Annotated in this window: 10 protein-coding genes; 6 read left to right on the top strand and 4 right to left on the bottom strand. The window is 73.8% G+C overall.

Annotation, left to right across the window (positions count from 1 at the left end; genetic code table 11):
* The first annotated feature begins 19 nt into the window (after nt 1-19).
* Both PUR26_RS29670 and PUR26_RS29665 read left to right on the top strand, forming a co-directional pair.
* Nucleotides 20-1,054 carry an AAA family ATPase gene (locus tag PUR26_RS29670; RefSeq protein ID WP_329877072.1) on the top strand — a complete coding sequence of 345 codons (1,035 nt, stop codon included), beginning with the start codon at nt 20-22 and terminating at the stop codon, nt 1,052-1,054.
* Complete coding sequence (locus PUR26_RS29665) at nt 1,044-4,046, top strand: SAV_2336 N-terminal domain-related protein (protein ID WP_329877070.1); 3,003 nt, start codon at nt 1,044-1,046, stop codon at nt 4,044-4,046. Before PUR26_RS29670 ends, PUR26_RS29665 begins: the two co-directional genes overlap by 11 nt.
* On the opposite strand, the gene PUR26_RS29660 is transcribed toward PUR26_RS29665, so the two are convergent.
* Complete coding sequence (locus tag PUR26_RS29660) at nt 4,043-5,233, bottom strand: YihY/virulence factor BrkB family protein (protein WP_329877068.1); 1,191 nt, start codon at nt 5,231-5,233, stop codon at nt 4,043-4,045. The genes PUR26_RS29665 and PUR26_RS29660 overlap by 4 nt on opposite strands.
* Before the next feature lie 17 nt (nt 5,234-5,250).
* Between PUR26_RS29660 and PUR26_RS29655 the strand changes: the two genes are divergently transcribed.
* Both PUR26_RS29655 and PUR26_RS29650 read left to right on the top strand, forming a co-directional pair.
* Entirely contained in the window at nt 5,251-6,903 is a 1,653-nt protein-coding gene (locus tag PUR26_RS29655; protein ID WP_329877066.1) for an acyl-CoA dehydrogenase family protein, read from the top strand.
* Nucleotides 6,904-7,373: 470 nt separating this feature from the next.
* Nucleotides 7,374-8,693, top strand: coding sequence for a helix-turn-helix domain-containing protein (locus PUR26_RS29650; RefSeq protein WP_329877064.1), 1,320 nt, complete (start codon nt 7,374-7,376; stop codon nt 8,691-8,693).
* A gap of 100 nt (nt 8,694-8,793) precedes the next feature.
* Here the strand turns inward: PUR26_RS29650 and PUR26_RS29645 are convergent, their stop codons facing one another.
* The 3 genes from PUR26_RS29645 to PUR26_RS29635 form a co-directional block, all read right to left on the bottom strand.
* On the bottom strand, nt 8,794-9,528 hold the full coding sequence (locus PUR26_RS29645; protein WP_329877062.1) for a response regulator transcription factor: 735 nt from the start codon (nt 9,526-9,528) through the stop codon (nt 8,794-8,796).
* Between the two features lie 174 nt (nt 9,529-9,702).
* Nucleotides 9,703-10,332 carry a ScbR family autoregulator-binding transcription factor gene (locus tag PUR26_RS29640; RefSeq protein ID WP_329877060.1) on the bottom strand — a complete coding sequence of 210 codons (630 nt, stop codon included), beginning with the start codon at nt 10,330-10,332 and terminating at the stop codon, nt 9,703-9,705.
* Nucleotides 10,333-10,415: 83 nt separating this feature from the next.
* Complete coding sequence (locus tag PUR26_RS29635) at nt 10,416-11,153, bottom strand: ScbR family autoregulator-binding transcription factor (RefSeq protein WP_329877058.1); 738 nt, start codon at nt 11,151-11,153, stop codon at nt 10,416-10,418.
* Between the two features lie 219 nt (nt 11,154-11,372).
* Here PUR26_RS29635 and PUR26_RS29630 point away from each other — a divergent pair, with 219 nt between their 5' ends.
* Entirely contained in the window at nt 11,373-11,939 is a 567-nt protein-coding gene (locus PUR26_RS29630) for a GNAT family N-acetyltransferase (RefSeq protein WP_329877056.1), read from the top strand.
* 249 nt (nt 11,940-12,188) lie between these two features.
* Nucleotides 12,189-12,272, top strand: a complete 84-nt coding sequence (locus tag PUR26_RS34765; RefSeq protein WP_443077216.1) for a putative leader peptide — start codon at nt 12,189-12,191, stop codon at nt 12,270-12,272.
* The last annotated feature ends 43 nt before the right edge of the window (nt 12,273-12,315 follow it).

The following is a 12,315-nucleotide window of genomic DNA, read 5'->3' as shown; positions in this document are numbered from 1 at the left end:
AGAGCTTGGGAGCCCGCCTGTGTCGTCACCGTCGTCGCCATCGCTGCCGTCGTCGCCTTCCCTGTGGCCCGTCTTCACCGGAAGCGGCCGCCCGCACGACGGGATCGCCGCGCTGCCGCCGCCTCCGCCGTGGCGCGCCTTCAACGGCGGGCCGGTGCTGGAGCCGCCGCGCCACGACGAGGACCCCGATGCGGTGTCCCCGGACCGGGTCCACCGGGCGCGGACCTACCGGGCCACCGAGAAGGCGGTCCAGCTCGTCAACGCGGCGCTGTACCTGCGGCGGCCGCTGCTGGTGACGGGGCCCCCGGGCAGCGGCAAGTCGAGCCTGGCGTACGCCGTCGCACGGGAGCTGCGGCTGGGTCCGGTACTGCGCTGGAACATCACCAGCCGTACGACGCTCGGCGACGGCCTGTACCAGTACGACGCGCTGTCGCGGCTGTACGCGGCGGGCCGGGAGCCCCGCGACGGTGATATCGCCGACCATCTGCGCCTCGGCCCGCTCGGAACGGCGCTCCTGCCGTACGAGCGGCCGCGGGTGCTGCTCATCGACGAGATCGACAAGGGCGACCTGGACCTGCCCAACGACCTGCTGAACGTCCTGGAGGAGGGGCAGTACGAGATCCCCGAACTGGTCCGGGTGGCGCGGTCGCACACCACGGCCGGGCTGATGACGGCCGACGCGCAGGACCGGGCCGAGGTGCGCGGCGGGCGGGTGCGCTGCCGGGCGTTCCCGTTCACCGTGCTGACCAGCAACGGGGAGCGGGAGTTCCCGCCCGCGTTCCTGCGCCGCTGTGTGACGCTCCAGCTCAGGCAGCCGGCGGCGGAGGAGCTGGAGGACATCGTCCGGGCGCACCTGGGCGAGCTGGACGGGGACGCGCGCCGGCTGATCCGGATGTTCCTGGGGCGCGGCAGCGACGGCGAACTGGCCACCGACCAGCTGCTGAACGCGATCTACCTGACCCGGACCTCAGGTCTCGACGCCGCGTCCCGGGAGGAGTTGGCCGAGAGTCTGATGCCCTATCTGAGCCGGTCGACGGACCCCGATGAGTTCTGAACTGCGGTCCCTGGCGGAGCTGCTGGAGTCGGCGGGCGGGGACCGGCCGGGCGGCCGTGAGCTGGCCGAGGCGCTGTGGCTGGCCCGGCACATGGGCGCGGTCCCGGCGGGCGGCCCGGCCGGCGGGGCGCCGCCGCCGGGTCGGCGGTCCTCGCCGCGGCCGCCGTCGGAGCGACCGGGGGCGTCCGGCGCCCCGGCCCCCGGCGCCCGCGGGCGGCCTCCGGAAGAGGACCCGTACCCGGAGGAAGGCTCCCGCGGTCGCGTGCCGTTGACGACACCGCGCCGGGGCGGGCGGGCCGGGCCGCCGGCCGTGCGGCCGCCGTCGGTGCTGGCCCCGGCTCCCCCGATGCTGCCTCGTCCGCTCGCCCTCCAGCGCGCGCTGCGGCCGCTGCGACGGACCGTGCCGTCCGCGCGTGAGCGGGTGATCGACGAGCGGGCCACCGCCCATCGGCTCGCGGCGCTCGGCGCTCCGCCCGGGCTGTGGCTGCCCGAGCTGCGCCCCAGGCCCGAGCGGTGGCTGCGGTTGCGGCTGGTGGTCGACTCGGGCCGGACCATGGCGATGTGGCGGCCGCTGGTGCGCGACCTGCACACCGCGCTCGGCCAGACGGGAGCCTTCCGCACCGTCGACGTGGTGCGCCTGTCGCCCGACGGGCGCGTGCCGCCCCGGGACTGGGAACCGGGGTCGACGGCGGTGCTGGTCCTCAGCGACTGCATGGGGCCGCAGTGGCGGGACGGGCCCGCGGGGCTGCGCTGGTTCCGTACGCTGCGCCGCTGGTCGAGGGCCCTGCCGGTGGCCGTGGTGCAGCCGCTGCCCGAACGGCTGTGGCGGCACACCGCACTGCCCCCGGTGCCCGGGCTGTTCACGGCGCCGGCCCCGGGCGCGGCCGCGGCGGCGGTGGACTTCGCCCCGTACGACGGTGTGCCGGGCGGCCCGCGCGGCATCCCCGTCCCGGTGCTGGAGCCCGCACCGGCCTGGTTCGGGCACTGGGCGTCGCTGGTGGCGGACCCGGGCGGGACCCCGTGGCCGGGCGCCGCCCTCCTCGTACCGGCCAGGCCCGAGCGGGTGGCCGCCGGCGAGGACGACGGCCTCTCCCCGCAGGACGTGCCCCCCGAGGAGCTGGTGCTGAGGTTCCGGTCCATCGCGTCCCCGCAGGCGTTCCGGCTGGCGTCCCATCTGGCGGTGGGGTCGGCGCACCTGCCGGTGATGCGGTTGGTGCAGGCGGCGATCGAGGAGCGGCCGCGGCCGCAGCACCTCGCGGAGGTGGTGCTCAGCGGCATGCTGCGGGCGGAGCCGGGAGCGCCCGGGGCCTACGACTTCCGGCCGGGCGTGCGCGAGGTGTTGCTGGGCACGCTGCCCCGGACCGCCCTGGTGCGCACGGTGCGCTTCCTGGACCGGGTGGGCGCGCAGATCGAGGCCCGGGCGGGCCGGGTGCCGGGCGAGTTCCGCGCGCTGGTGGGCGTCTCGGAAGGCGCCCCGTTCGCCCTGGTGAGCCGGGAGAGCCTGCGGCTGCTGCGCGGGACCGCTGCGCCGGGGGGCCCGTCGGTGCCGCTGCTGGAGGGACGGTTCCGGCTGCTGGAGCGGATCGGGCGGGGCGAGATGAGCGAGGTGTGGCGGGCCCGGGACGAGCAGTCGCACCGGGAGGTCGCGGTCAAGCTGATCGAACCGCTGGTGCCGCCGGGCAGCGCGACGTTCCGCAGGATGTACCAGCGGTTCGTGCGGGAGGCCCGGGTGGCCGAGGCACTGGTGCATCCCGGTGTCACCGCGACCTACTTCGCCGGTGCGCACGAGGGTTCGTTCGTCCTGGTCATGGAGTTGCTGCCGGGCCGTGATCTGGGGGCGGTGCTGGCAGGGCGCCGCAACCGTCCCCTGCCCGTGCCGGACGTCGTCGACATCGGCCGGCAGCTCGCCGCGACGCTCGTGTACACGCACACGCAGGGCGTCTGGCACCTGGATCTGAAGCCGGCCAACATCATGCTGCTCCCCGACGGGACGGTGAAGATCCGCGACTTCGGCACCGCGCGGCTCGGCCTGGGCAGCACCCGCACCTCCCAGGTCACCGGCACGGGCATCGCCAAGGGCACCCCGTACTACATGTCGCCGGAGCAGATCGGCGGCGACGACGTGGACCAGCACAGCGACCTGTACTCGCTCGGCTGCGTCCTGTACGAACTGGCGACCGGGGTTCCGCCCTTCGCCTCGACGACCACGTGGACGGTGCTCAGCGACCACCGCCGCACCGCGCCGCGCCCCCCTCGCCTGCTGCGGCCCGAGCTGCCCCGGTGGCTGGACCGGGCGCTGCTGGACCTGCTGGCCAAACGGCCCCCGGACCGTATGCGGGGGCTGCGGGCGCTGCGTGACGCGCCGCCGGAACGGATCACGGTGCTGCCGAGGCCCCCCCGGCCCGACGCGGTCCCCCGGCCGGTCGCCGCCGCCCGGCCGTCGCCCCGCCCGACGGAGGCGGCGAGGAGCTCGCGCACCCGTACGCCCGCCCGCCCCTCGGAGCGGTGGCGGCTCACGCTGGATCCGGCGTCGCTCGACGGCCGGTACTTCGCTCCGAAAGGGGCCCGCCTCCCCCCGGTGCCGGCCGTGTCCCTGCGCGACACGATCGACTGGGCCGTCACGCGGCTGCCCGCCGAGATCCGGCGGCTCATGGTGTTCCGGGACGACCCGCCCGGTCCGGTACGGATCGTTCTCGCGCCCGGCGGGCTGGTCGAGGACCCCTTCGGCCTGTTCCGCCGGCTGCCGGGCCCCGGGGCGGACTCCCGTACGGCGGCGGTGGTCTTCGTCGTCCTGCCGTACGGGTATCTCAGGCGGCGCGACGAGCGGCTGGCCCAGGGGTTCGAACACCTGCCGGGCACGGCCCTCGGCTTCCGGGCCGTTCCGGTCGCCCGGGCCGGACGGGAGCGTGGCACGGGGGGCCTGCTGAGGCTGTGGCGGCGGCTGTTCGGGGGGCCGGGGCGGCCGGAAGGGAGCGAGGGCGGTCCGTCCTAGCCGTCCTGGCCGTTGTCGCGGGTTCCGCCCGCGCCCTTCTCCCGGTCCCGTTCCTTCTCGCGGTCCCGTTCCTTCTCCCGGGTCGTGTGGAGGCGGGCCTTCACGTCGTCCGGCGGAAGGAACCTGGACCAGCGTTCGGGGAACTCCGAGGGCATGTCCGGATCGTCGTCGTCCAGCTCCTCCACCGCCGCCTTGGCCCGGGCCACCAGGGCCGCCGCCTCCGCCGTGCGGGCGCGTTCGTTCTCCGCGCGGGCCGCGGCCGTGGCGACCGAGGGCCACACGCGGTCGATCGCCGCGTTCACGGCGGCGCCGACCAGGACCGCGAACGCCGAGATGCCGATCCACAGCAGCACCGCGATGGGGGCGGCGAGAGACCCGTAGATCGTCGGGCCCTCGACCGTACTGGTCAGGTAGATGCGCAGCGCGAAGCTGCCGAGCACCCACATCGCGAGCGCCACCAGCGCGCCGGGGACGTCCTCGATCCACGGGGAGCGCACGGGCACCGACACGTGGTAGAGCGTGGTCAGGAAGGCGATGGAGAGCAGGATGACGACCGGCCAGTACAGGACCGAGACGACCTCCGTGCCCCACGGGATGAGTTCGACCACCCGGTCCGGTCCCACCACCGCCAGGGGCAGCACCACCGCGCCGATCAGCAGCGCCACGATGTACAGCAGGAAGGCGAGCAACCGGGTGGCGACGATGCCCCGGTGGCCGTCCAGTCCGTACATCACGGTGATGGTGTCGATGAAGACGTTCACCGCCCGCGAGCCCGACCACAGGGCGATCGCGAAGCCGATCGAGATCACGTCGGGCCGGCCGCCGTGGGTGACGTCCGCCAGCAGCGGTCGGGCGATGTCGTTCACGCCCCGGTCGGACAGGACCGTGCCGACCGCGCCCAGGATGTTCTTCTCGATGGAGGCGACCGTCGTGGTGTCGGTCCAGTCGTCGATGTACCCGAGGAGTCCGAGCAGGCCGAGCATCAGCGGCGGCAGCGACAGGAGGGTGAAGAAGGCCGCCTCCGCGGCGAGGCCGAGGATCCGGTATTCGATGCACGAGTTGACGGTGTCCTTGAGAAGCAGCCAGCCCATCTTCCGCTTCGAGACGTTGCGGTAGAGGGCCCGGGCCCGGTGGAGTCTGCCTGGCGACCGTGGCGGCCACTCGGGTGTTTCATTTGCTGCCTGCACCTCCTTACCGTATCGGCATGGCGACCACCACCCACACAGTGACCAACCAGGCCCCGCCCCTGGTCGGGTACGACGTCTTCACCGCCGACCGGGCTCTGACGGAGGCCGTGGAACGGCATCTTCCGACCGGGCTCCTCGACGAGGCGCGCGGCGAGCTCTCCTCGCTCGGCACCACGGCGGGGTCCTCCCAGGCCCAGGAATGGGGGACGCAGGCCAATGAGAACCCTCCGAAGCTGCGCACCCACGACCGGTACGGCCACCGGATCGACGAGGTGGACTTCCATCCGGCCTGGCACCGGCTGCTCGGCCACGCGGTGACCAACGGCCTGACCAACGCCTGGGGCAGGCCGGGCGGCCATGTGCGCCGCGCGGCCGGCTTCCTGGTCTGGACGCAGGCGGAGGCCGGGCACGGCTGTCCGCTGTCGATGACCCACGCGGCGGTACCGGCGCTGCGCACGGATCCGGCTCTCGCCGCCGAGTGGGAGCCGAAGCTGACCTCGCAGGTGTACGAGGGCGAGGACCTGCTGCCTCCCGCCGGGAAGGCCGGGGTGCTCTTCGGGATGGGCATGACGGAGAAGCAGGGCGGCAGCGACGTGCGCGCCAACACCACCAGGGCCACCGCGCTGGAGGCGTCCGGCGAGTACGTCCTCACCGGGCACAAGTGGTTCTGCTCGGCGCCGATGTCCGACGGCTTCCTGGTGCTGGCGCAGACCTCCGCCGCGTCCGGGAAGGACGGGCTGACCTGCTTCCTGGTGCCCCGCGTCCTGGAGGACGGGACGCGCAACGTGTTCCGGATCCAGCGGCTCAAGGACAAGCTCGGCAATCGGTCGAACGCGTCCAGCGAGGTCGAGTTCGACGGGACGTGGGCGCGCCGCGTCGGCGAGGAGGGGCGCGGGGTGCGCACCATCATCGAGATGGTGGCGGCGACCCGGCTGGACTGCGTGCTCGGGTCGGCCGCGCTGATGCGGCAGGCGGTGGCGCAGGCGGTGCACCACACGGCGTACCGCAGCGCGTTCGGCGGGGTCCTGATCGACAAGCCGCTGATGCGCAACGTGCTGGCCGATCTCGCGCTGGAGTCGGAGGCGGCGACCACGCTGGCGCTGCGGCTCGCCGCCGCGTACGACAGCGATTCGGAGCAGGAGCGGGCGTTCCTGCGCCTGGCCGTTCCGGCGGCCAAGTACTGGGTGACCAAGCGGTGCACGCCGGTGACGGCGGAGGCCCTGGAGTGCCTCGGCGGCAACGGGTACGTCGAGGAGTCCGGGATGCCCCGGCTGTTGCGCGAGTCGCCTCTCAACTCGATCTGGGAGGGATCGGGGAACGTCCAGGCCCTGGACGTTCTGCGGGCGCTGCAGCGGGAGCCGCAGGCGCTCGACGCGTTCCTGCGGGAGGTGGGCGAGGCCCGTGGGGCCGACCACCGGCTGGACGGGGCGATCAAGGCGCTGTTGACGGAGCTGGCCGACCTGGACGGGATCGAGGCGCGGGCCCGCAGGGTGGTGGAGCGGATGGCGCTGGTGCTCCAGGGCTCGCTGCTGGTGCGATGGGCGCCGCCGGAGGTCGCGGACGCGTTCTGCGCGTCCCGGCTGGGCGGGGACCACGGGTCGGCGTTCGGGACGCTGCCGCACACCCTGGACCTCGGGTCCGTGGTCGAGCGGGCGCGCCCGGTGGCCTGACGTCCGGGGGCCGGACGGGTCCGCCCGCCTGCGGCCCCAGGGGAGTACCGGCGCCGCCCTCGGCTCGGGGTTGGCGGCGTCCGGTGCGGCCCGGGGGGCCGACGGCGGGCGCGAGCCGCGGTCCGACGGCCTGCGACCGCCGCGGGGGGGCACGGAGGGCGCGAGCCATGGTCTGCGGCTCGCGCCCGGCGCGCGACCGGACTGGTGCTGCGCCGACACGGCACCAGCCCGTCGCGGTACCGGCAGACCGGTACGGCGTCACTCTCGTACAGCGGCGGGGTGGTTCGCGAGGGTTGCAAGGGGTTGCAGCGTTCTGGGCACCGGACCGGCCCGCCCGGTTCCGCGTGCCCGGCCGTCGCTCGGCACGCGTTCGGCTCACGGGTGCCCTCGGCGCCGGGCGCCCGTACGGACAGGGGAGGATGGCATGGCACGCATCAGCCACCGTGCGCGCGGCAACAGGGAGGGGTCCGGTGCGGAAGGCCACAGTGGACATGGCACGGCTCGCCGCCATGGACACGCGCGCGGCGGCGCTGCTGCTCAAGGGCGTGCGCGACGCCACGCTGCGGGGCGGCGGATCAGCGCTGGCGCCGCGTGCGGAGATACGCGAGTCCTGGCAGCGGATGCTGCGCGAGGGGCTGGATCCTGACAGGGACCGGCGCTCCGGGCTGCTGTCCGCGCAGGAGCTGGAGCGACGCCGCTGCGCCTCCCCGCTGGCGGCGCTGCTCCCGGTTCTGCGCGAGGGCCTGATGCCGGCCTCGGGCCCCGGCTCCGACGCGGTGCCGCACATCATGGTCGTGGCCGACGCGGAGGGCCGGGTGCTGTGGCGCGAGGGCGGCTCCGCCGTCCTGAGGAAGGCGGACGGGCACGGGTTCGAGCCGGGAGCGGACTGGACGGAGGCGACCGTCGGTACGAACGGGCTGGGCACGCCGCTGGTCACCCGGCGACCGGTCCAGGTGCACTCCGCGGAGCACTTCGTCTCGACGCACCACTCGTGGACATGCGCGGGCGCGCCGATCACCGATCCGCGGGACGGGAAGCTGCTGGGGGCGGTGGATGTGAGCGGACCGCTCGCGACGATGCATCCGGCCACGCTGATGCTGGTCGGTTCGGTGGCCCGGCTGGCCGAGGCGGAGCTGCGCAACCAGCACTTCGCCGATCTGGAGCGGCTGCGTACGGTCGCCGCGCCCATCCTCTGCCGGGTGCGCGGCCGGGCGCTGGCGGTGGACGCCAACGGCTGGCCCGCCGCCGTCACCGGGATGCCGCCGGTGGACCGGCTGCCGCTGCCACGGTCCTTCCGGGCCGGCCGGGTGTGGCTGCCGTCGCTGGGCCTGTGCGAGGTCGAACCGCTGCCCGGGGGCTGGCTGGTGCGGCCGGTCGACGAGGAGCGTCCCGATCCGGGGACGGCGAGCCGGCTGGTACTGGACGTGAGCCGGCCGCGCCGCTGGTCGCTGGAGGTCTCCGGGGCGATGGGAAGCTGGAGGCAGGAGCTGAGCCCGCGTCACGCGGAGCTGCTGTACGTACTGGCGCTGCACCGGGAGGGCCGCAGCGCCTCGCAACTGGCGGCCGACGTGTTCGGTGACCCCACGCGCACGGTCACGGTCCGCGCCGAGATGAGCCGGGTGCGCCGCACCCTGGCGGGGGTGCTGGCCCACCGTCCGTACCGCTTCCGGGAGGAGGTGGAGCTGGAGGTGGCCCGCCCGGCGGACATGCGCGAGCTGCTGCCGCATTCGACGGCCCCGGCGGTACTGGCGTCCCGGGAGGCGGCTGCCGGGGAGCCGGCCCGGCGGTAGGCGCGGAGGGCGGGTGGCCGGTACGTACACGGGGAAAGCCGTGCGGAGGGGCGCACGGAGCGCCCCGGCGGACGCGTGGCCGGGACGGCGCGCCGGGCGGTCATCCGTGGCCGAGGCGGAACCCGACTCCACGGACGGTGATGATCCAGTCGCTGGCCCCCAGCTTGTTCCGCAGGCTGCTCACATGGGAGTCGACGGTCCTGCGGGACCAGGAGTCCCCCCATATCTGCTGCATGAGTCTCTTGCGGGGGATGACGGTCTCCGGATGGGAGGCGAGGAGGTAGAGCAGGTCGAACTCCTTGCGCGTGACGCACACGGGCCGGCCGTCCAGCCTGACCTCGCGGGCGCCGGCGTCGATGAGCAGGGGGCCGTGGGCGAGCACCTTCGGCGCCGGTGGACGGGGCCGGGAGCGTCGCATCACCGCGTTGATGCGCGCCACCAGTTCGCGGAACCCGTAGGGCTTGACCAGGTAGTCGTCGGCGCCGGCCTGCAGGCCGAGTACGCGATCGAGCTCCGAGCCGCGGGCCGTGACGGCTATGACGGGGACATCACAGACGGACCGGATCTCCCGGCAGACCTCCAGGCCGTCCAGATCGGGCAGTTCCAGGTCGAGGAGCACCAGGTCGGCGTTACCGTATCCGTCGAGGGCCGCGCCGCCCGTCTCGGCCCTGTCGACCAGGTGACCGTGCCGCCGCAGTCCCCGGATCAGCGTCTCGGCGTCGCCGGTGTCGCTCTCGACGACGAGGACCCGCCATGACTCGGGTGGATTGCGTAGGCCGCGCGCTCCGACGAGAGGTCTGTGGGGCTCCTCGAAGTCCATTGAGCGCTGACTCATCAACTCCCCCTCGCCTCGCAGCTTCAAGAGTCTCCGCATGCTCACCCGTTGAGGGCGAGATTACAAACCGCTCCGTCGGTTTGTCAAAGCCTCAGGCAACCACATGTGACCGCATGGCTACGGTTCGAGGGAGTGCCGGGCGACGCCCGGGAGGGGATGCGGCGGGCTTCCGGGTCAGGAACGGCAGAGCGTCCGGGTGCCGGCCGGGTCGAGGCGGTCGAGGACGTCCGCGTCGGCGAGCCGCGGCAGGAGCAGGGCCCACAGCCCGCTCAGCGAGCGGCGGGAGAGCCATTCCGGATCGCGGCGGCTCAGGACGTCCAGTCCGGCGGTCGCGGCCGTGACGACGGAGACGGCCTGCTGCAGCGGAACGTCGCGCGCCAGCGACCGCTCGGCTTCGGCCGCCGTCAGCAGCCCCTGGACGTGCTGCTGCCACTGCTGGCGCAGCCGCAGGTCCCCGCAGCGGCTCACGTCGTCGTTCAGCCGGAAGCCGGCCCGGATCACCACGTTGTCGCGGAGTTCGGCGGCGAGCGCGTGGGAGACGTCCACCAGCCGCTGGAGGGACCCGGCGGCCTCCGGCCGGATACCCATCGCGAGCCTGCTCAGCGTGGTGGCCGCCTCCCCCTCGATGGCCTCCGCGAGTGCCGCCTTGTTCTCGAAGTGGAAGTGGAGCGCGCCGCTGCTGACCCCGACGAGACGACAGATGTCACTGAGGGTGGTGCGGGAGAAACCAGACCGCTCGAACAAAGTGGCAGCCGCTCGCATCAGTTCCCGCCGGGTGCGCGCGGCCCTCTCCTGCTTGGTCACTGCCGACTCCCGTCCGTCACGCCACGTCACTGTGGCCATCTGGGGGGACAGATTAAACCGCCGTGATGGTTTCTTACTACCGGTTACACCAGGGGCGTGCGCCCGCTCCGCACCACCGCCCCCGGCTCGCCCGGATCGTCCCCGCCGCCCCGGCCGCCCCCGCCGCCCCCGGCCTCCGGGCGGGCGCGGGCCTCGGCCAGTTCCGCGTACAGCCGGGCGGCGCGGTCCGGTGAGACGTCCAGCCGGGCGAGCACGGACGGCACGGCGATGCCCGGAAGCAGCATCCCGAGCAGCACACCGACCTCACGCGCCAGGTCGTACGACTCCGGCAGCCCCTCCGTCACCACGCGGACGCCGGCCCAGGCGCACACGATGATCCGGGCGGCCTCCGCCTCGTCGAGATGCCGGTGGACCTCGTCGCGCTCCTTCGCCCGCCGCAGCAGGCGGGTCAGCGCATCGCTCCAGGCAGGCCATCCGGTACCGAGCAGCTGACGGGAGGCGGGGTCGACGGCGATCCTGAACGCCGCGCCGAGCATGGGCTCCCGGGGCAACCGATGGGCCGCGAGCAGCAGCGTGTCGACGAGCTCCTGGAGCACGAGCCCCTGCGGGCGCACCCCCGCCAGCACCGTCGCCCCGGCCAGGACGCCGCGCGCCAGGTCCTCCTTCGACGGGAAGTGGAAGTAGAGCGCCCCCTTCGTCAGGCCGGCCCGTTCGAACACCTCGGTGATCGTCGCCGCCTCGTAGCCCCGCTCGTCGAAGACCAGTGCGGCGGCTTCCAGAATCATCCGCCGGGTCCGAACCGCTCGATCCTGCTTCGCCACAGTGAGTCCTTCCGCCGCCCTCGCCGTCCAAGAAAAAACCGGGGCCCCGGTATCTTATGCGGGTGGACGCCGTCCGGCCCCCTCTCCGCCCACACGAGGCGACGGGCCGCCCCGCAGGGGCCGTACCGCGGGCACCTCCGCCGGACCGAACACCCCTCCACCTGCCGGTACGCGACCTCGCGCTTGGGCGAGGGCCGACGGCATGATTCGCTGAGACGCATGAGCATCGCTGTGACCATCTGGTCCCTGGAACAGACCTCTCCGCAGGACCTGCGGCCGGCCGCCGAGCCCGTCGGGGACATCCGGATCGTCCGGGCCGAGGTGCCCTCGCCCGAGTTCAGCCGCTTCCTCTACAGCGCGGTCGGCGGCGACATCCACTGGAACGACCGGCTGAACCTCACCCACGCCCAGTGGCGCGAGATAGTGGAGCGGCCGGGAGCGGAGACCTGGGTGGCGTACGACAGGGGGACGCCGGCCGGGTACGTGGAGCTCGACGCCCAGGACGACGGCGTGGTCGAGATCGCCTACTTCGGCCTCGCGCCGGCCTTCCGGGGGCGGCGCATCGGCGGCCATCTGCTGGCGTACGGCACGGCACGCGCGTGGGACCTGGCCGACCGCTGGCCCGAGAGGCCCCCGACGAAGCGCGTATGGCTGCACACCTGCTCCCTGGACGGTCCGCACGCGATGGACAACTACCAGCGCCGCGGCTTCCGGCTCTTCGACACGAAGGTGACCGAGGAACCGGACACCCCCACTCCCGGTCCGTGGCCGGGCGCCTTCGCCTGACCCCCGCCCCCCGGAGGGCGGCAGGCCCCTTCTTTCACCCCCTCCTCCCCCTCCCCTTTCTCCGTCCCCCTTTCTCCGGCCCGAGTCAGGCGTCCGGCGCCCGGCGTCGCACAGGAGCGGTCCCGTCGCAGGCCGGAGCCGGGGGGCACCGACGTGACCCGCACCACACTCGTCCATGATGTGGGACATAGTCGTCCACATCATGGACGAACCTGGACTGGGTCCAAAGTCCCATGGCACGCTTCCGTCATGTCTCGAGCTGGAATTGCCTTGGTGAGTCGGCGGCACGTCGACCTCGGCCGCATGTCCAGCGCCATCTGTCGGGCGAGCTGAGCACAGCAGCACCCCCGCGCTCCCCCGATCACCCGAACTCTCT

Source organism: Streptomyces sp. SP18CS02 (genome assembly GCF_036322365.1).
Taxonomy (GTDB): Bacteria; Actinomycetota; Actinomycetes; order Streptomycetales; family Streptomycetaceae; genus Streptomyces.
The sequence above is the reverse complement of the archived record's forward strand: the minus strand, read 5'-3'. Positions and strand labels throughout refer to the sequence as shown.

Excerpts from the sequence above, each read along its gene's own strand:
- PUR26_RS29665 (WP_329877070.1), top strand. The coding sequence starts at position 1,044 with ATGAGTTCTGAACTGCGGTCCCTGGCGGAGCTGCTGGAGTCGGCGGGC.
- PUR26_RS29655 (WP_329877066.1), top strand. The coding sequence starts at position 5,251 with ATGGCGACCACCACCCACACAGTGACCAACCAGGCCCCGCCCCTGGTC.
- PUR26_RS29645 (WP_329877062.1), bottom strand. The coding sequence starts at position 9,528 with ATGAGTCAGCGCTCAATGGACTTCGAGGAGCCCCACAGACCTCTCGTC.
- PUR26_RS29630 (WP_329877056.1), top strand. The coding sequence starts at position 11,373 with ATGAGCATCGCTGTGACCATCTGGTCCCTGGAACAGACCTCTCCGCAG.
- PUR26_RS34765 (WP_443077216.1), top strand. The coding sequence starts at position 12,189 with ATGTCTCGAGCTGGAATTGCCTTGGTGAGTCGGCGGCACGTCGACCTC.